General features: G+C 37.0%; 18 protein-coding genes. 13 read left to right on the plus strand and 5 right to left on the minus strand.

The window, feature by feature from the left end:
* The first annotated feature begins 26 nt into the window (after positions 1–26).
* The 4 genes from bshB2 (at position 27) to RGU12_RS00990 (ending at position 2,773) form a co-directional block, all read left to right on the plus strand.
* Positions 27–692: a bacillithiol biosynthesis deacetylase BshB2 gene (bshB2, locus tag RGU12_RS00975; RefSeq protein WP_309534390.1), complete on the plus strand. Its 666-nt coding sequence runs from the start codon at positions 27–29 to the stop codon at positions 690–692.
* Between the two features lie 47 nt (positions 693–739).
* Positions 740–1,024 carry a protein YoyC gene (gene yoyC / locus RGU12_RS00980; RefSeq protein WP_116350291.1) on the plus strand — a complete coding sequence of 95 codons (285 nt, stop codon included), beginning with the start codon at positions 740–742 and terminating at the stop codon, positions 1,022–1,024.
* A 134-nt stretch (positions 1,025–1,158) separates the two neighbouring features.
* Entirely contained in the window at positions 1,159–1,344 is a 186-nt protein-coding gene (locus RGU12_RS00985; protein ID WP_116350292.1) for a hypothetical protein, read from the plus strand.
* Between the two features lie 214 nt (positions 1,345–1,558).
* The gene (locus RGU12_RS00990; RefSeq protein WP_309534391.1) at positions 1,559–2,773 is read left to right on the plus strand and encodes an ISL3 family transposase; all 1,215 of its coding nucleotides are present in this window, start codon (positions 1,559–1,561) and stop codon (positions 2,771–2,773) included.
* A 303-nt stretch (positions 2,774–3,076) separates the two neighbouring features.
* Here the strand turns inward: RGU12_RS00990 and RGU12_RS00995 are convergent, their stop codons facing one another.
* Entirely contained in the window at positions 3,077–3,202 is a 126-nt protein-coding gene (locus tag RGU12_RS00995; RefSeq protein ID WP_309534392.1) for a hypothetical protein, read from the minus strand.
* A 95-nt stretch (positions 3,203–3,297) separates the two neighbouring features.
* Between RGU12_RS00995 and RGU12_RS01000 the strand changes: the two genes are divergently transcribed.
* On the plus strand, positions 3,298–4,128 hold the full coding sequence (locus tag RGU12_RS01000; RefSeq protein WP_309534393.1) for a deoxyribonuclease IV: 831 nt from the start codon (positions 3,298–3,300) through the stop codon (positions 4,126–4,128).
* 158 nt (positions 4,129–4,286) lie between these two features.
* Here the strand turns inward: RGU12_RS01000 and RGU12_RS01005 are convergent, their stop codons facing one another.
* The gene (locus RGU12_RS01005; RefSeq protein ID WP_309534394.1) at positions 4,287–5,651 is read right to left on the minus strand and encodes an MATE family efflux transporter; all 1,365 of its coding nucleotides are present in this window, start codon (positions 5,649–5,651) and stop codon (positions 4,287–4,289) included.
* A gap of 181 nt (positions 5,652–5,832) precedes the next feature.
* Here RGU12_RS01005 and RGU12_RS01010 point away from each other — a divergent pair, with 181 nt between their 5' ends.
* From RGU12_RS01010 to RGU12_RS01020, 4 genes are all read left to right on the plus strand, one after another.
* Complete coding sequence (locus RGU12_RS01010; RefSeq protein ID WP_309534395.1) at positions 5,833–7,071, plus strand: DHH family phosphoesterase; 1,239 nt, start codon at positions 5,833–5,835, stop codon at positions 7,069–7,071.
* A gap of 104 nt (positions 7,072–7,175) precedes the next feature.
* Positions 7,176–7,262 (plus strand): putative holin-like toxin, encoded by an 87-nt coding sequence (locus RGU12_RS23725; RefSeq protein WP_223254366.1) that lies wholly within the window; start codon positions 7,176–7,178, stop codon positions 7,260–7,262.
* Between the two features lie 265 nt (positions 7,263–7,527).
* Positions 7,528–8,412: an ATP-binding protein gene (locus RGU12_RS01015; RefSeq protein WP_309534396.1), complete on the plus strand. Its 885-nt coding sequence runs from the start codon at positions 7,528–7,530 to the stop codon at positions 8,410–8,412.
* 10 nt (positions 8,413–8,422) lie between these two features.
* Positions 8,423–10,339: a vWA domain-containing protein gene (locus RGU12_RS01020; RefSeq protein WP_309534397.1), complete on the plus strand. Its 1,917-nt coding sequence runs from the start codon at positions 8,423–8,425 to the stop codon at positions 10,337–10,339.
* Between the two features lie 59 nt (positions 10,340–10,398).
* On the opposite strand, the gene RGU12_RS01025 is transcribed toward RGU12_RS01020, so the two are convergent.
* The gene (locus RGU12_RS01025) at positions 10,399–10,950 is read right to left on the minus strand and encodes a response regulator transcription factor (RefSeq protein WP_309534398.1); all 552 of its coding nucleotides are present in this window, start codon (positions 10,948–10,950) and stop codon (positions 10,399–10,401) included.
* A gap of 198 nt (positions 10,951–11,148) precedes the next feature.
* On the opposite strand from RGU12_RS01025, the gene RGU12_RS01030 reads away from it, so the two are divergent.
* The gene (locus tag RGU12_RS01030) at positions 11,149–11,547 is read left to right on the plus strand and encodes a hypothetical protein (protein WP_309534399.1); all 399 of its coding nucleotides are present in this window, start codon (positions 11,149–11,151) and stop codon (positions 11,545–11,547) included.
* Between the two features lie 65 nt (positions 11,548–11,612).
* Here the strand turns inward: RGU12_RS01030 and RGU12_RS01035 are convergent, their stop codons facing one another.
* On the minus strand, positions 11,613–12,059 hold the full coding sequence (locus RGU12_RS01035) for a cupredoxin domain-containing protein (protein ID WP_309534400.1): 447 nt from the start codon (positions 12,057–12,059) through the stop codon (positions 11,613–11,615).
* 174 nt (positions 12,060–12,233) lie between these two features.
* Here RGU12_RS01035 and RGU12_RS01040 point away from each other — a divergent pair, with 174 nt between their 5' ends.
* Entirely contained in the window at positions 12,234–13,346 is a 1,113-nt protein-coding gene (locus RGU12_RS01040; protein WP_309534401.1) for a histidine kinase N-terminal domain-containing protein, read from the plus strand.
* 80 nt (positions 13,347–13,426) lie between these two features.
* Positions 13,427–15,598, plus strand: a complete 2,172-nt coding sequence (locus tag RGU12_RS01045; protein WP_309534402.1) for a DNA topoisomerase III — start codon at positions 13,427–13,429, stop codon at positions 15,596–15,598.
* 112 nt (positions 15,599–15,710) lie between these two features.
* On the opposite strand, the gene RGU12_RS01050 is transcribed toward RGU12_RS01045, so the two are convergent.
* On the minus strand, positions 15,711–17,537 hold the full coding sequence (locus tag RGU12_RS01050; RefSeq protein WP_309534403.1) for a M6 family metalloprotease domain-containing protein: 1,827 nt from the start codon (positions 17,535–17,537) through the stop codon (positions 15,711–15,713).
* 252 nt (positions 17,538–17,789) lie between these two features.
* On the opposite strand from RGU12_RS01050, the gene RGU12_RS01055 reads away from it, so the two are divergent.
* Positions 17,790–18,671, plus strand: a complete 882-nt coding sequence (locus RGU12_RS01055; protein ID WP_309534404.1) for an aminoglycoside 6-adenylyltransferase — start codon at positions 17,790–17,792, stop codon at positions 18,669–18,671.
* Positions 18,672–18,688 lie beyond the last annotated feature (17 nt).

The following is an 18,688-nucleotide window of genomic DNA, read 5'->3' on the forward strand; positions in this document are numbered from 1 at the left end:
CATATTTTGAAAAAAGGAGTAGTAAAATGGAACGACATATTTTAATCGTACTACCACATCCAGATGATGAAGCATTTGGAGTGTCAGGTTACATCAGCTTAAACACCCAAAAAGGGGTTCCCGTAACATATGCTTGCTTAACATTAGGGGAAATGGGCAGAAATCTTGGAAATCCGTTTTTTGCAACGAGAGAGACATTGCCCGAGATACGTAAGAAAGAGCTTAAAGAAGCTTGTAAGGCATGTGGAATTACAGATCTTCGCATGCTAGGATATCGTGATAAAACATTGGAATTCTTAGATCCTGAAAAAATTGCCGATACCATTGAAATAATCATCAAGGAAGTAAACCCGTCACTTGTTATTACATTTTATCCTGGACACGGCGTTCACCCTGACCATGATGCGACAGGTGAAGCAACTATTCGGGCGGTGAAGCGAATTCCGAAAGAAAACAGACCAAAGGTTTATTGCAAAGCCATCACCCACGACCGTGTTGAAAAAATCGGTGAGCATGATGTCGAATTTGATGTAAGTGAAGTATTAGACAAGAAAATTGCAACATTAAAAGCACATCGTTCCCAAACAGAGGGACTTATGGGTAATTTATTACAGAAAATCGATAACAAAGAAAATGAAGTATTGGATTGGCTTCGTACTGAAGTGTATTGGACCTATAAATTCGACGACTAGGAAATAGGAGCATTGTGCCATTAGACATAAAAGGAGTTCTTTAAATCATGGAGAATTATCCAGTTGATTATGATCGACTTTTAAAAGCATACCAATCACTTTGGATGAATAGAAGGCTGTGGCAAAAGGACCTCAGTAGTGAGGATATCCTTCGGTCCACCATTCAGAGGGACTTGCAGGATGAGTTAACCCATCCAAGGTTACGAAAAACGCCGTATGAAAAATTCTTCATGGCGAGTAAACGAGTTTTTGAATCAAGCTTACCAATTGAAGATAAACTTCACATCCAACATGTGTATCTCGAAGAAATGGAAAATGTGAAGAAAATGTAAATAAAATAAGAAAAAATTTACAAATAGTTCAAAAAGCAGTTGTACAACTTCTGGGTTTCCTTTATAATCTGTGCATATACAAGCGTAGCTCGTCAAAATATCTCAGCAAATCGAGTAATGAAAGGGGTATTTTTATGGAGATGAACATGTATATGGAAATTTCAGTGATCTTATTTTTGATCTTTGCATTTTCCTTCGCACATTCGATTTTTAAAGGAACCCACAAAATAGTAGCCAAAATCATTAGTGCAACGGTTATTAGCTTATGTTCATTTGTGATTATTTGGAGAACAGCAAGTCTATTATCATATTTTCATTAAATGTAATGTGACAACCAACCAAAAGAGCGAATAGAAATTCGCTCTCAGAGTGTAGACAAAGTCAGTACTGACTTTGTCTACACGTTTTTTTGGGCTCTATAATATTTGTTGGGGTTTAGAAAAAATTTGTGTGCATAAAAAAACACGCAAACTCTTCATTCTTTTATACTTGAATTGACTAGAAACAAGTGTAAAGAATGGAGTTGCGTGCAATATGGATTTTACCATGATTATTCCTGGATTAAAAGGGTCTATCCTAACCAATGTTGAAGAAGTCGGTGAAGTAGTGCGACTGTATGTTGAAATGGAACGAAAAGTAAACCGGTGCCCCAAATGTAATCAAAGAACGAATAAGGTTCATGACTATCGTGTACAAAAAATTCAACACTTAAAGTGGTTTGAAAGAAAAACTCAAATCTTTTATAAGCGTAGACGTTATGTCTGTGAGTGTGGAAAACGTTTTTCGGAGAAAAACCCTTTTGTCATGCGTTATCAGCGTACTTCAATAGAGTGGAATCAAGCAATATCGATAAAAGCGATTAAAGGAAAAACGTTCAAGGAAACGGCCGAGATCTATGGATGTTCTCCTTCAACCATCATACGTAGATTCGATCAAATATCCCGAAGCGAAATTCGTCCTGTGGAAGAGCTACCAAATGTTATAGCCATTGATGAATACAAAGGTGATACCCGGGAAGGGAAATATCAGTTAATCATTGCGGATGGGATTACAAAAGAACCGATTGATATTTTACCAAATCGCTATAAACGTACGATTAAGGACTACTTGAGAAAGCATGGATCTGGGGTTCAAATAGTCATAATGGATATGAATCATTCCTTTAAAGCAGCCGTTCAAGAGGCATTGGGTAAACCCGTTATTGTAGCTGATAGGTTTCATTTTTGTCGTTACATTTATTGGGGGCTTGATGGAGTAAGACGCCGAATACAAAATGAGTTTCATGGATACGACCGAAAAAAGTGTAAACGTATGAAACATGTATTTCATAAAGATAGCCAGCGCTTAACTAGGGATGAACGTTGGCATTTAGAGCGATACTTGGAAATGTCTAATGAACTCAGAAGAGCATATGAAATCAAAGAGGCTTATCGTTCTTGGTTTTTACGGGCCAAAGTAAATGGAAAAAGCCAGATTAGTTTGGTTAAAAAAGAATTAGAAGAATTATATAAGTTTATTGAGGATTCAAAGATACCTGAGATGATTAAAGCCATAAAGACCATACAAAATTGGCAAGTTGAAGTATTAAATAGCTTTGCCTATGAATATTCAAATGGATTTCTAGAGGGAATTAATAATTCCACCAAAGTTTTAAAGCGAAATGCTTATGGATTTAGAGTGTTTGAACGCTTTAGGGCTAAAATTTTATTAACACACAAGTATAAAAGAATAGGGGTACATATTGGTTAACCAAGTTGGGGGCATTCTCCTCAATAAAAAATGATGAATGGTACCATCCATCATTTTTTATTGAGGCCACCAAGCGAAGCGCGGTAGCCTAAAACCCCAACATTTGACTTAGAACCTTTTTTTACAGGATATCTAGATGTAAATTACTCTCCACAGACTGTCTTGAAAACGCTTGTCAGACAAGGCGCACAGCCGATCGAAGACGCGAATAGAAGTTGCCTTCATGAGCGGACGAGAGAGGCAAGCAACGAAGTATGCGAGCGTTTGTCAACAGTCTGAGAGCGAATAGAAATTCGCTCTTTTTTATTGCTCTTCTCCCATAATTGAACTAATTTTTTCAGGTGAGACAATATATAAGCCCATCTCTTCTTCTAATTCCTCAATTGATTTATCAATGACCGTCTCTTCTTTTGATGGAAAGTTTTCCAAAAAAATCACCTCGACAGCTAGTATGCCCATTTTTTTGCATATTTCTTTACTAGATTGAAAAACTAAATGGTATATGTAAAGTAGGAGACAAAACCATGAGATTTGGAAGTCATATTAGTATCCGCGATGGGTATATAGGTGCCGCTCGTCATGCCACAAAAATTGGTGCGAAGGCGTTTCAATATTTTCCGAAAAACCCACGAAGTCTGACTGTAAAAGAATTTGATCGTCATGATGCAAACGAATGCGCAAGTTATTGTAAAGCCCACGATTTACTTACAATTGCTCACACTCCATATCCTACAAATTTAGTAGCTGATAAGGATCAAATAGGGATTGTTATGGATTCTTTATTAAATGATCTAGAGATTGCCAATGAATGCGGTTCAATTGGCGTTGTTGTTCACTTTGGTGTATTAAAAAATGCAGTTACTCCTCTTGAAGGTTATCAACGGATGATCGGAACACTTAATGAAGTTTTATCGAGATGGGATGGGGAAGCCCTTATCTTATTAGAAAATAATGCTGGAAAAAGTGGACCCACTGGGACAATGATTGAAGAGCTTGTTCAAGTTAGACAACTGACTGATTTTCCGGAAAAAATCGGTTTTTGCTTAGACACATGTCACCTATACGCAAGTGGTGTTTGGAATGGAGATAATTGGCGTGAGGTAGAGACAAAAGGGACGGAGCTTGGCTATTTTGAACATCTTAAAGCTGTACATTTAAATAATTCCGTATACCCGACAAGGTCAATGAAAGACCGACATGCAAATATTCCATATGGGGATATAAAAGTGGAGCAAATCAAGGGATTTTTGTCGAGTTCAGTGTTTGGTGATATTCCATTTGTGCTCGAAACACCTCATGAAAGTCAATTTTCTCATAAAGATGAGATTCAATTTTTAAATGAGATGATGGGGTAGGGTTGCTAACGGCTATAAAAATAGAATAATGACCATAAATGGAAATTAATGACCATAGAAAGTACTTTATTGACCATAAAATCAAAATAATGACCATAGAGCAAATTTTAGGCATTTATTTAACAAAAAACCAGCCTTTCAAAAGGCTGGTTTTCGCTTTACTCCTCATTTAAATTGATTCGAGCTACTTTCTTCTGAACAATCAGCAATCGTCCTGATAACGTAATAGCACCAGCGGCAAGTCCGACAATTAATCCTATCCAATATCCGAACGCACCAAGACTGGTATATTGGGCCAACACATACCCTACCGGTAATCCAATTACCCAATAGGAGATAAGTGTCATTACAAAGGTTGTGTTTACATCTTTATATCCGCGAAGTGCTCCTTGTATCGGTGCTGCAATTGCATCTGAGAGCTGGAAGAAGATTGCATAAATCAAAAATTGAGTTGTTAACTCAATAACGGCTACATTTGTAGAGTACATTTTTGAAATCGGCTCTTGGAATACAAAAATAATCATTGCACAGACAAGTGCCATCACCACAGCAATACAAATGCCTAGAACACTATATTGTTTTGCATCCTTAAATCGATTTGCACCGACCTCAAAACCAACCACAATTGTTAAAGCCATTGAAATACTTAACGGAATCATGTAAAGCAAACTCGAAAAATTGATAGCAACCTGATGGGCTGCAATCGTAATCGTATTAAATTCACTCATGAGTAACGTTACAGCAGAGAAAATACTTGTTTCGAAAAAGATAGCAAACCCAATGGGCAAGCCGAGCTTCAAAATTTCACCCCAACTTGGAAGTGACACATTATAAAGTTTGCGAAATACGCGATACTCGACGAATGGTGTTCGATTTAAAATAATCCAAACAGCTATAATCACGATCAGCCAATATGTGATTGCAGTTGCATATCCAGCACCAGCACCGCCTAACTGAGGAAAGCCAAATTTCCCAAAAATCAACAAGTAATTAAACAACACATTTATCGGTAATGAAGAAAGAGTGATGATCATCGATACACGCGTGTGACCCAATGCATCAATAAATGATCTCAATACCGAATACACAAAGAGTGGTACAATTCCAAATGACAACCCGATTATATATTCTTTTGCAATTTCGCGAACCTCGGATTCAAGCTTCATGAGGTCTAAAATCGGATCTAGCACAAAGGAGCCAACAATGGCTACGACTATTGCAATCACGATCGAGATATAAACACCTTGCATGACCGAATGGGGCACTTTATCCCTTTGTTTGGCACCTACATACTGAGCGATTATAGGTGTGATGGCTACTAAAATTCCTGACAATCCAGTATACACTGGCACCCAAAGACTCGATCCAATCGCTACACCTGCAAGATCATTTGCCCCGGCACGCCCTGACATCATCGTATCCACAAAATTGATGAGATTTAGACCTACCTGTGTAATCAGAATAGGAAAGAGAATATGCACAAATAATTTATATTTTTCTGTTAGATTAAATGTTTGGTTCATTACATTTCCTTCTACCTTCCATATTGATTAATGGATTATATCACAAAAATGACATGATTGATGGAAAAATTTATTCTTACAACATACAAGACTCGTTCTTTTCTCTTTTTTGGTGTAAAGTAGTAAACGGGTATGAAAATTACCATTATAATCGAAACTAAGAGTGAAGGGGGAATCCAACTTGATAAAGTTATTTTCAGATAGTGATTTAGATGGAGTAGGATGTGGACTTGTTGCCAAGCTAGCATTTGGTGATGAAGTTGATGTCTCCTATTGCTCTTACCGAAACTTAAACGAGCGTGTGGAAAAATATATTGAAAATCCTGATCACAATCAAGCAAAAGTATACATAACTGATCTTGCGGTCAATGACAAAAATGAAAAAGCATTGGAAAAACGACATAAAGCCGGGCACCATATACAGATGGTAGATCATCACAAAACAGCGATGCATTTTAATAAGTATGATTGGGGTTTTGTCCAGGCTGAATATGAATCAGGCAAGAAAACGTGTGCAACCTCACTTTACTATGAATTTCTTCTTGAAAAAAATCTCATTCAAGAACATAAAGGATTAGAAGAATTTATCGAGCTTGTAAGACTTTATGACACATGGGAATGGGAGTCTGAAAATCGAGTTGAAGCAAAGCGACTTAATGATTTATTTTTTATTATTGGAATTGAAGAATTTGAGGAAAAAATGCTTGAAAGACTTCAAACTAACAGAGATTCCTTTCAGTTAACAGAGGCTGAAGATTTCCTATTAGATACTGAGGACAAGAAAATTGAGCGTTATATTAATTCGAAAAATAGACAAATCGTTCAGACATTTATCGAGGATTATTGTGTTGGTGTGGTTCATGCTGAGCAATATATTTCTGAGCTTGGAAATGCACTTGGTAAACTAAATCCACACTTGGACTTGATTGCGCTATTAAATGTTGGTACGAAAAAGATTGGACTTCGTACAATCCATGATGATGTAGACGTATCGGAATTTGCAAAGCGATATGGTGGCGGGGGACATCCAAAGGCTTCTGGCTGTTCACTTGGTGACACGGCATTTGAGCTTTTTGTAAAAAATACGTTTCCATTATATGCGATTCGCCATGATGCGCCTGAAAACCAACTTAACGCCAAAGGGAACGAACATGGGACTCTTCTTGTGAATCGAAAAGGAGAAAAGTCGTTTGTTTTCAAAAAAGAGGATCGATGGGTTATCCATCATGAGAAGAAAACTCTTGACGCAAAGTTCTCATCATTTGAAGAAGCGGAGCGTTTTGTGAAACGTCAATATGCAAGTGGTTTAGCCTTTGATAATGAACTTGTTTCTTATATAGGAGAGCATTTGAATAAGAAAGAAGATGCCATCAAAGCGAACCTTGACGGTGCACTTGTGAGTCTAAAGAACCAATTTTAAATGAAACGTGTGTTCGTATGGTAAAATGTGCTATAATAAAATGGCAATAGATTGTCCATAAGGGTGGTCGGCTAAGCTCCCAAGTGAAAGGGGGTGATGCCTATATGACGATTTATGAGAGCCTTGTGATTATGCTTTCGTTTGCGTCTCTTGTTGTTGCGATTTTATCTTTTGACAACAATAAAAAATAGACCTCCCTTATTCCGCTAAAAATCGGGTGAGGTCTATTTCATCTTAGGCTGATCCTCTTAGTGGGACCATTCTATTGCTAGACCGTAGATGCTGCCAACATCTGCGGTCTATTTGTATTTTACGAGTATTTATTAATATCATACCATACCTTCAGTAAAAATGGCACAAATACTTGAATTTCAAGGTGTATTGATTGCCCTATAGTCCAAACTTCGATAAAATACATCAGGGTATAAAGATAAGTATGAGAGGATTTGATACTTCATGACAATTCAACTAGACGAATTGAAGTTACCGACAAATATACAAACTGAAATTTCAAATAGAAAGAATCGTGTTTCTGCTGATGAGCTTTTAATCGGCAAAGGGGGATACACACCATCAGATATCAATATTATTCGTGATGCCATCATTGCCTTAAGTATTGGCAAAAATGTGCTCTTAAAGGGTCCAACAGGTTCAGGGAAAACCAAGCTGGCTGAAACCATTTCTCATTTATTTCAACAGCCAATGTACAGTATTAACTGTTCCGTCGACCTGGATGCAGAAGCGTTACTTGGCTTTAAAACGATTCAAGAGCAAGAAGGTAAGATGAAAATCGAATTTGTTGCAGGACCTGTTATCAATGCAATGAAAAAAGGATATCTCCTATACATCGATGAAATCAATATGGCGAAGCCTGAAACCTTGCCAATTTTAAACGGGGTGCTTGATTATCGAAAAATGATTACGAATCCGTTTACGGCTGAAGTTGTTCGTGCCGAGAATGGCTTTGGTGTTATTGCTGCGATTAATGAGGGCTATGTTGGAACGGTCCCTTTAAATGAAGCGTTGAAAAACCGGTTTGTTGTCATTGACGTTCCTTATATTCAAGGAGAAACGCTAAAGGAAGTACTTCAATCACAGACTGCCTTACAGGATGAACAACTAATCAATAGATTTGTTTCCTTATCATCTGATTTAATCACCCAGGTTCGTGGAGGAATGCTGTCTGAAGAGGCTGCATCCATTCGTGCATTGATTGATACTTGTGATTTAGCGATGTATATGCCACCATTGCGTGCCATCGAACGCGGTATTATTGAAAAACTTGAGGATGATCGAGAGAAAGCAGCGGTTAAAAATATAGCAGAAACTCTGTTTGAGTGAGGTTTTACCAATGAGATTTATTCAATTTAATGATAAAAAGGTCGACTCCTTTTTGTTCATGGAATTATCCGACCTTGCCAAAACAATCTCGAAAAATCCTGAACTTGAAGTGGAGTTAGGCTATAAATCATACCTCGATCCGATTCAACAAAAAGTCATCATTAGTCATTTTTGGGACAATCGCCCAACAAACGACAAACGAAATGGATTATTAAGTGATGTCTTTTTACGAACAATTGGAAGTATGAACTACACGGATTTTAAGGAAATTGATCAATATCTGAAGTATTGTAAAAGAAATGATCTTCCAAGTTTTGCAAAACAGCTGTTCATGCTTTTTGAAGATTTTCGTTTAGAAGAGCTTTGTATAAAAGAACGACCGGGAACACGGATGTCTTTTTCTGAAAGACGAAGAATTTATCGAAAGTATTATGACGATCAGCTTCATGTGAATATGGTTAAGAGTGTTCCAACGGATTCTCTGTTTAATGCGCTATTTTTACTGTTAACAGCTGAATCCCCACTTGAGGAGATTCCGTCAATTCAAGATAAAATTGACCTTGTCATTCCTTTTATACGAGGCCAAATTGCGAAAGTTTTTGATGCAAAATCAACGAAAGACATTATAAAGATTTGTAAAGAAATCATGGATGTGTTGGAGGATGTCCTAGATGAAGATATGTTAAACACCTATTTTCATTTACCAGAGCTTGATTATGCCATCCTTGAGAACAGTTTGACAATCGACGATTTAAAACGCAAGGATAAGTTGAAAAACAATGATGTGCTTGAAGATGTAAAAAAAGGGGATGAGGATATCCATGAGGAAAAGTTCGAAACCTGGCATCGTGAAACAAGCACACCAACAAAAAGCTTTTTACAATTTGATTTGGAACAAGGTTCAAGAACGAATTTGATGGGTGAAGGAGCAAGAGAAGGCGAAGAGGGTGACCAAGCGTTAGGGATTGCCCAAGGTTCGTCTCGTCAAAGCAAAAACAGCGATTACTCCAAACTTGAAGCAATGGAAATGATTCATTCCGAAAAGGAAGGTTCCTCAGAATCGGAATTTGGAAAAGATAATCGATTTGCCTATCCAGTCTTCAAGAATGCCCGAAAGCCTTTAGATGATGAGGTTATTCAATACGAAAAAAATAAAGCGATTATTGCTCCGTATCAGAAAAAGCTTAAACAAATGATTTTAAAAACATTGGAACATAAAAAGAATCTTCCAAGAGGAGATTTACATTTTGGCCGATTAAATAAAAAGCTTATTCGTATTTTTACGGATGACAATCCAAGATTATTTTATAAAAAAGAACAGCCATCCCATCAAATTGATGCAGTATTCTCGTTATTAGTTGATTGCTCCGCTTCGATGTACGATAAAATGGATCAAACGAAGCTTGGGATAGCACTGTTTCATGAAGCTTTAAAATCAGTTCAGGTTCCTCATGATGTAACAGGTTTCTGGGAGGATACCAATGATGCGGATAGTACGAAGCAACCGAATTATATGCAAACGGTAATTGATTTTGATTCTAGTCTGAAACGAAGCTATGGTGCGGAAATCATGCAGCTTGAACCAGAGGAAGACAATCGTGATGGTTTTTCGATTCGTCTACAAACGAAAAAGCTGTTACAGCGCAGTGAAAAACAGAAATTCTTACTTGTTTTTTCTGACGGTGAGCCTGCAGCATTTGATTACGAGCAAAATGGAATTATTGATACACATGAAGCCGTGTTAAAAGCACGGAAACACGGCATTGAGGTTATTAATGTTTTCTTATCAAATGGAGAGATTGATGAAGGGCAGAAAACAACGATTCAAAACATTTACGGAAAGTATAGCATTTTAGTCCCTAACATTGACCAACTACCAGACGTACTGTTTCCTTTGTTAAAAAAACTATTATATAAGAGTATCTAAATTGAAAGGGAGTAAAGCCGCTCGTAAAAGGCTTTACTCCTTACAATTATGCTTACAAACTAATAATTCTCCTTGAAGCCCCAAGTACTGCGGCATGAGTTCGCACCTAACTTTTTGATGATTGTCGATACATAATCTCTGACAGTATAGCTGCTTAGCTTTAAATTATTTGCTGCCTCTGAAATCGAAAAACCATTGGCCATTAACTGAAGTACATCGATTTCCCTTGGGGTTAACGATTTTTCTGTCACCGGAGTCATAGATGACATTCTACCTTCCCAGTGAGCATCGAGCACTTCGGCTGCACTCTGACCAAACCTCATCAACGAGATCAATAATTCCTGTGATAACTCAAAAGACGTATTCTCACCACAATCAAGAATGGCAATTCCGGTTAGTTTATTTTTAGAAGAAACAAATAGCGGTACCATTACGACTGATTTTAGCTTGAATTTTTGAACATATTCAGCAGGGAAATGGTCTTCGACATTTGCGATGTAAATCGGTTGTAGATTAATGAGCTTTTTGATGTTATGTACGACAGGTAGTATGTTTGAAATGTTTTCAATAATTTTTTCAATATCCTTTAAACAATAACCAATTAAACCCACGCCTTTTTCTCTCTCGTGGGTAAACAAGGCACAGCGGGTAAAAGGAAGACAATGGACAAATCCTGAGATAATGTTTGCATTAAGCTATAATATTTTAAAACTATGAATCCAGCTGTTTTAGCTGGATTTTTTCTTTAATAGAATGATATATCATCCCTTATCATATGATGAAGTATCAAGGTAAATGGGGTGAAGAGCATGCAAGAATCAAAGCCTTTTACACAAATTCCAGAGGAACTTATTACAAGATATTTTACATTAAGTGAAAAAGCGAAGGAAATTGAGAAAGAATTAAAAGAGATGAAAAAGGTCTTAAATGTTTATTTTGATGAAACTGTAGGAAAGCATGAAAAAGGGGAGTCATTCGTAGGAGATTTCAAGATACAACGACAAATACGTTGGTCTGAAAGCTACCATGATGAAAAAATGGTTAAACGTTTAGAAGAGTTAAATTTGAACGATTGCATTCAAGTTATTAAACAGCCTGATCAACAGAAAATTGAAGCGGCAATTACGCTAGGCCTGCTTGGACAAGCCGATATCGAGGATTGTATTCTGAAAAAGACTACAAATGCAATAACTGTTCGTAAAATGTAAAAACAGGAGAGGTAACTCTCCTGTTTTTCTTTACTGTCCTAGCTGAGATCAGCGTCAAATTTCTATTAATCCACGACAATATAACCGATCATCGGACCGTTACTGTTTTTGTCAGAGTGATTTAAACAAATAATGCGGTACATGCCTTCATCCTTAAAATTAGCTTTGAGCGAAATTTCTTCTCCTTTTTTCACAGTACCTTTAAGGTCTGTACCTTCGATATAGAAGGAGTGCCCCTTGCCATTTACCCCATAAATATTGAAGGTTACATCTTTACCCTGAGGAACATATACTGTTCCTGGATTCCAGAAATAGGACTCGATTTCTTTGCCATCATCCATTTTAGATTTCAGTTCTCCAGTTGTGATATGTATCACAACATCGTTTTTCGCTGCTTGTGGGGCGATTGTAGGTATGATTTCAGGCTTCAGCCATATCCATCCTCCAATTATTACCACTGCAGCAACGAAAGCTGTTACAATCCAACTCCTTTTAATCACGATAAAATTCATCAATCAACCCTCCTATAGTTTATCTCTTTATAATGTATGCTTGGCCCACTATAAAACTTGTCTACTATTTTAATTTTTTAAAAATTCAAAAAGGGAAAATGCGAAGTTTGTAGAATATAATAAATAACTTTGATTTTGTGCCTTTAAAAGATAGATTGAAAGGACTTGACATAAATGAATCCAGTAATTTGTGAACTCGTATATTTCCTCGAAAGCAATTTATCAATATTTTTAAAATCATGGAAAGATAAGACGGTGATGTCCGAGAATGATTTTCATAAAGACAAATTGATATTAAATGGCTTAACTATGTTTGAAATGATCAAAAATTCATTAATTAATCCAATTGATGAAGAAAAACTTAAGTCATTTGCCTATAAATTAGCTGAGGAACGCGTTGAGTCGAATATAAATATTGGGGAATTTGTCTATAATGTAAACCTTGGAAGAACTGAAATTTTAAAATACATATATAGATCAAACATTGGTCATGATCAACTGGACCCTGTTTTTGAAGAGGTTAATCGGATATTTGATTTGTTTTCCTATCATGCTGTTTCCAAATATACAGAAATGAAAGAAAAGATGCTTCAGGAAAAGATACAATACATTGATCAGAGCCACCAGGAGCGCCTGACGATTTTAGGTCAAATGGCATCAACCTTTGTTCATGAGTTCCGTAATCCACTAACAGCAGTAATCGGCTTTGTAAAATTAATAGGGAATGAAAACCCAGATATCAAATATTTAGATATAATCAGCCATGAATTAAATCAATTAAACTATAAAATTTCGCAGTTTTTACACGTTTCCAAAAAAGAGTTAATTGACAGCAATGAAAATCAAGTATCTTTACTCGATTTATTTACTGAAATCACGGAGTTTATTTATGCAAGTATCTTAGATAGTGAGGTAAAAGTTCATACTGATATTGAATCTGATATTATAATTACCGTTAATAAGGATGAAATCAGACAGGTCTTGCTAAATGTTTTAATGAATTCTATTGATGCGTTAAAACAAAGGGATTACGACCGCAACATCTGGATTAATGGACATCATATAAATAACCAGATTGTGCTTTCGATAATGAATAATGGACCTGCCATTCCTAAGGAATCTTTGGCAACGATTTTTGAACCATTTTATACAACAAAAGAATTCGGAACAGGAATTGGTCTTTTCGTTTGTAAAAAAATTATTGAAAAACATGGGGGTACTATTGGATGTACTTCCAATTCAATTATGACTGAATTTAAAATTGTCTTACCCGTATATGAACAGTAAACTCGGCAAACAACCGGGTTTTTTTTATGCTTGGCTAACTGATTCGTGTATAATAGATAGGGTGAATTGGAGGAATTAAAATGAAATCACTTGTACTTGCAGAAAAACCTTCTGTTGGAAGAGACATTGCCCGAGTATTGAACTGTCATAAAAAAGGAAATGGCTTTTTTGAAGGGGATAAATATATCGTAACATGGGCCCTTGGCCATCTTGTCACATTAGCAGACCCTGAAAAATATGGAGACCACTTTAAAACTTGGAAACTTGAGGATCTACCGATTATTCCTAATCCATTAAGTCTTGTTGTCATTAAACAAACAGGCAAACAATATAGCGCTGTAAAAACGCAAATGCATCGTAAGGACGTTAACGAAATTATTATCGCAACAGATGCAGGTCGTGAAGGAGAACTTGTTGCGAGATGGATTATTGAAAAATCAAACACTCGTAAGCCAATAAAACGATTATGGATTTCATCTGTTACCGATAAAGCAATTAAACAAGGATTTGCTACCTTAAAAAACGGGAAAGAATATGAGAATCTATATTCATCCGCTGTTGCTCGTGCTGAAGCCGATTGGTTGGTTGGAATTAATGCAACAAGAGCATTAACAACAAAGTTTAATGCGCAGCTCTCATGCGGAAGAGTGCAAACTCCTACCTTAGCGATTATCGCAAAACGTGAGGATGAAATTAGAAATTTTAAACCAATACCATATTATGAAATAAAAGCAACAACAGACGACTTAACACTAAAGTGGCAGCATGAAAAAACAAAGGAACAGCGAATTTTCAAAAAAGAAGTTTCGTCATCAATTGTTCGTTCTCTTCAGGGGCAGGATGCGAAAATCATTGATGTTCAAACTTCACAGAAGAAAAGCTATGCGCCACAGCTTTATGATCTAACCGAACTACAACGTGATGCAAATAAACGGTTCGGTTTTTCAGCAAAGGAGACCTTAAATGTTCTCCAAAAGCTATATGAACAACATAAACTAGTCACGTATCCACGAACTGATTCAAAATATCTCTCAACTGATATCATTGATACACTAAAGGATCGTATTGAGGGATGCATGGTGCAGCCATATACTAAGCTTGGTGCAAAGATCTTGAAAAATGGAATTAAGACAAACAAATCGTTTGTAGACAATAGCAAGGTTACAGATCACCATGCCATTATCCCGACTGAGGAGCGTCCAAATCTACAAGCCTTATCTGCTAAAGAGGAAAAGCTTTATGACTTGATCGTGAAGCGATTTTTAGCTGTTTTCCTTCCACCATATACCTATGAGCAAAAAAACGTTCAAGCACGTATTGGGAAGGAACTATTCGTTGCAAAAGGGATTACGGTCACATCATTAGGTTGGAAAGAGGTCATCACTTCAATTGATGAGAATGAGGATGAAGGTCAAATTCCAGCATCCGTTCAACCAGGGAAGACCCTTAATATTCTTGCGGTAAAGGAGATAGAAAAAGAAACACAGCCACCAAAGCCATTCAATGAAGGTAGCTTACTTTCAGCTATGGAAAATCCGGCAAAATACATGGCGGGGGAAAGCAAGGATTTAATTGACACAATTGGAAAAACAGGTGGACTAGGCACGGTAGCTACACGTGCGGACATTATTGATAAGTTATTTAATACCTTTTTAATTGAAAAAAGTGGCCAAGACATCCACATCACCAATAAAGGCAAACAGTTATTAGAACTTGTACCAGATGACTTGAAATCTCCTGTGTTATCAGCTGAGTGGGAGCAAAAGCTTGAACAAATTGCGAAAGGCCGATTGAAAAAGAATGCGTTCATCTCAGATATTAAACAATACACAAAAGAAGTAGTTTCAGATATCAAATCAAGCGACTCAAAATTCAAGCATGACAATATTACAGGTACAAAATGTCCAGAATGTGGAAAGTTGATGCTTGAGGTCAATGGAAAAAAAGGTAAAATGCTTGTCTGTCAGGATCGTGAGTGCGGACATCGTAAAAATATCGCCAAACTGACTAACGCTAGATGCCCGAACTGTCATAAAAAGATGGAATTGCGTGGGGAAGGGGAAGGGCAATTATTCGTGTGTAAATGTGGTCACCGTGAAAAACTATCTGCCTTCAACGAACGTCGCAAAAAGAACCAATCAGGAAAACTATCAAAAAGAGAAGTATCCAATTACATGAAAAAACAACAAAAAGAAGAACCAATCAACACTGCCTTAGCAGACGCCCTTGCGAAACTAAAGCTAGATAAGTAGAACCAGGAACCAGGGGGACGGTTCCTGTGGTTCCACCGGGCTGAATTTTGTCCAAATATCAATGTAAAATAAGAAACCTGAGTCCTATCAAGAGGCTCAGGTTTCTTCAACATTATTTTTTCTTTCCCTCGTTTGTACTGTAATAGAATTTAGCAGTAAGGGAACCATCTTCATTTTCAACAATATCAGTAACGTGGATTCCGGAATCAGCAGGTGTAGAGCCGTAGCCTTTCCAGAAGTAATAGGAACCGGTATGAACATTGCCTGAAACAGGTGTGATTTCATCTCCTGTTTTAAAGAAATCACCTGCATCACCACGGTTTACATATTTTTCGAGATCATATTTTCCATCTGCTTGTAGTACTGATAAACCGTAATGTGTAACTTTTGTACCATTACTAGCTGTTTGGGACTGATTGTATTGGAACCTCTTATTCATCCAATTGGCTACATTGTTAGGACGGAAACCGGCAGTTTGGTATAAATTAATAATATTTTCATCAACATGCCATGCTACTAAACCATGTGAATCTTCACCTTGGCGGATTAATCCTTGGTTAAATCCGCTTTGTTGGACATTTTCGAATAAGAAATATTCAGTGCCGTTTGAACCAGGTACTTCCATTTTTACAATACCGTTGTTATCGTCAGCTTGATCGATAGAAGGTAATGTGATTTCTTGAACACCATCCTCTGGACTTATTTCAATTGGATTAGCCCAACCTAAGAAAATCTTTGAGAACGGATCGAAATGTGTAGGTGAGTTCCCATTGTATTGTAAAGCATCAGGGTATCGCATCCAGGAACCACCCGACATCATTGAGTAGTTACCAGTACCTTCAGAATTATATGCTGTATCATAGAAATCAGGTAAACCTAACGCATGACCGAATTCATGGGCATATACACCAACCTGTGCAGGGTATGGGCCAGTAACGAACGCATCATCGTATTCACCTGTTGCCGCATTAAAACCTGCTACATTTCCACCAATGGCTGGTTGGATATTATAGTTGTTAACGACTACACCATCATAGGTCATATCTTCAGCAATTGTTCTTTCAATCCATTCCGATTGACTCATGCCTGCATGAACATCTGCTGGTTTACCAGTTTCATAGTACTTACCATAATATAAAGCACTTAAAATATTCCATTTATGGGACCAAAATTGAGCTGGGTCTCGGCTCCATTCGGCTCCAGTACCTTCATGAACGACGAAGACATTAGGAACTTCACCGTCAATTGCGTATTGGGAGAAATCGATTTGAGCGTCTGCAGCTTTAAGTAGGTCGCGGACAAATTCTCCAGTATGGGCATCACCGTTTACATTACCTAACACATATTTTCCATTTTCAGCATATGTTCCATCTTGATCCAGATAGTATGAGGCTCCTTTAGGTAGCTCGACCCAAACAAGTTCAGCGCCATCATGTACAAGATTTACTTTTCCGTAGCTAGATTCTTTATAAGCATTTTGCATGGTGCGATCTTTCGGTACATTTGGTCCATCGTATTCTTTAAACGCATCAAGTTCATACGGATTGTATTCAGTTCCAAAGATTAGGTCCTCATAATACTTTGCTGGAACCTGTCCCTCTAAGTCACCTAAAGGCTCGTCACCATCCTTATATTTTGCTAGAATAACCAGTACCGGTACATCTCCATTTGCCGCTTTGTAGGCAACATGGTTATCACCAGCTTGTTGGAACTTCTTCCCGTGGTTCGCGATTTTCTCAGCTGGATCTGCCTTTGAAACATCGAATCCTTGTTCTTTGGCCTTTTCAGCTAGTTCAGGAGTCGCTGCAACATAATGAGCAAGACTCAAGTCATATTTTGCAGATTTTAAAGAAGTAGAATCATTTACTTGAAATCCTGAAAGCAATACACCACCAGCTAAAGCAAGCGTTAAACCTGTTTTTGAAAGTACCTTTAACAATAACACCACTCCTTTATGTATGATAGGGAAAATATAACAGAATATTTAGAAATTCGTAAGAATCCTTAGTCCTATTAGTCCATGTATCCTAATTCCCAATCTTATACAAATCGATAAAAAGTCATAGAATTCTAGTTGTAAAGACTTGGGAGCTTGTTCTTAGTCCGTTCACATCTTTCTTTCCCAAAATGCAGGTGAATACATGGTAAAAATAGAAGATAATAGTACACATAAATTGCAAGGAGAATTTTTATGAGAACTGAACAGGAAATGATGGATATAATCTTGGGTATTGCAAGGAACGATGAACGGATTCGTGCGGTTTATATGAATGGTTCCAGAACAAACCAAAATGTTCCCAAAGACATTTTCCAAGATTACGATATTGTATATGTCGTTTCTGAAACTGAATCATTTATAAAAGAGGAGAACTGGATTCGTGTTTTTGGTGAATTAATCATGCTACAAGAACCGGACAAAAATAATCAAACATGGGGTGGACAAGTAGATGTTTATCCATCCTATGGGTATTTAATGCTTTTTAAAGATGGAAATCGAATCGATCTTCATATTGAAACGAAAGAAAATATGCTTCTTGAATACCAAAATGACAAACTTACCGTTCCATTATTGGATAAAGATGATATCTTACCATGTATTTCTGCCCCAACAGATCTTGATTATCATGTTAAAAAACCGACTGAATTAAGTTACTTAAGCACTTGTAATGATTTTTGGTGGTGTTTGCAAAATGTCGCAAAAGGAATCTGGCGACACGAATTACCATACGCAAAACAAATGTTCGAACTTGTTATTAGACCACATTTAGATCAAATGGTTTCGTGGTGGATTGGATGTGAAACAAATTTTCAAGTGTCGGTTGGAAAGATGGGGAAGTATTTTAAAAATCATCTTCCTGATACGTATTGGCAGCAGTATGAAAGAACTTATTCGGATCATAATTATGATAACTTTTGGAATTCTATATTTGTCACTTGTGAGTTATTTAGAAGCTTAGCAAGAGAAGTTGCAGAGAACTTAAGATTTGTATACCCAATTAAGGATGATAGGAACATGACTGCCTATTTAATACATGTGAGAAATTTACCGAAGGATGCAAAGAAGATATATTAATTTAAACAACAACGATA

The sequence above is a fragment of the Ferdinandcohnia sp. QZ13 genome (assembly GCF_031324165.1).
GTDB lineage: Bacteria > Bacillota > Bacilli > Bacillales > Bacillaceae_L > Ferdinandcohnia.

What these genes read in the sequence shown, in the direction of transcription:
- RGU12_RS01030 (WP_309534399.1), top strand. Translation starts at nt 11,149, where the DNA reads ATGCAAGAATCAAAGCCTTTTACACAAATTCCAGAGGAACTTATTACA.
- RGU12_RS01045 (WP_309534402.1), top strand. Translation starts at nt 13,427, where the DNA reads ATGAAATCACTTGTACTTGCAGAAAAACCTTCTGTTGGAAGAGACATT.
- yoyC (WP_116350291.1), top strand. Translation starts at nt 740, where the DNA reads ATGGAGAATTATCCAGTTGATTATGATCGACTTTTAAAAGCATACCAA.
- RGU12_RS01005 (WP_309534394.1), bottom strand. Translation starts at nt 5,651, where the DNA reads ATGAACCAAACATTTAATCTAACAGAAAAATATAAATTATTTGTGCAT.
- RGU12_RS01035 (WP_309534400.1), bottom strand. Translation starts at nt 12,059, where the DNA reads ATGAATTTTATCGTGATTAAAAGGAGTTGGATTGTAACAGCTTTCGTT.
- RGU12_RS23725 (WP_223254366.1), top strand. Translation starts at nt 7,176, where the DNA reads ATGACGATTTATGAGAGCCTTGTGATTATGCTTTCGTTTGCGTCTCTT.
- RGU12_RS01055 (WP_309534404.1), top strand. Translation starts at nt 17,790, where the DNA reads ATGAGAACTGAACAGGAAATGATGGATATAATCTTGGGTATTGCAAGG.
- RGU12_RS01000 (WP_309534393.1), top strand. Translation starts at nt 3,298, where the DNA reads ATGAGATTTGGAAGTCATATTAGTATCCGCGATGGGTATATAGGTGCC.
- RGU12_RS00990 (WP_309534391.1), top strand. Translation starts at nt 1,559, where the DNA reads ATGGATTTTACCATGATTATTCCTGGATTAAAAGGGTCTATCCTAACC.
- RGU12_RS01015 (WP_309534396.1), top strand. Translation starts at nt 7,528, where the DNA reads ATGACAATTCAACTAGACGAATTGAAGTTACCGACAAATATACAAACT.
- RGU12_RS00985 (WP_116350292.1), top strand. Translation starts at nt 1,159, where the DNA reads ATGGAGATGAACATGTATATGGAAATTTCAGTGATCTTATTTTTGATC.
- RGU12_RS01040 (WP_309534401.1), top strand. Translation starts at nt 12,234, where the DNA reads ATGAATCCAGTAATTTGTGAACTCGTATATTTCCTCGAAAGCAATTTA.
- RGU12_RS01020 (WP_309534397.1), top strand. Translation starts at nt 8,423, where the DNA reads ATGAGATTTATTCAATTTAATGATAAAAAGGTCGACTCCTTTTTGTTC.
- bshB2 (WP_309534390.1), top strand. Translation starts at nt 27, where the DNA reads ATGGAACGACATATTTTAATCGTACTACCACATCCAGATGATGAAGCA.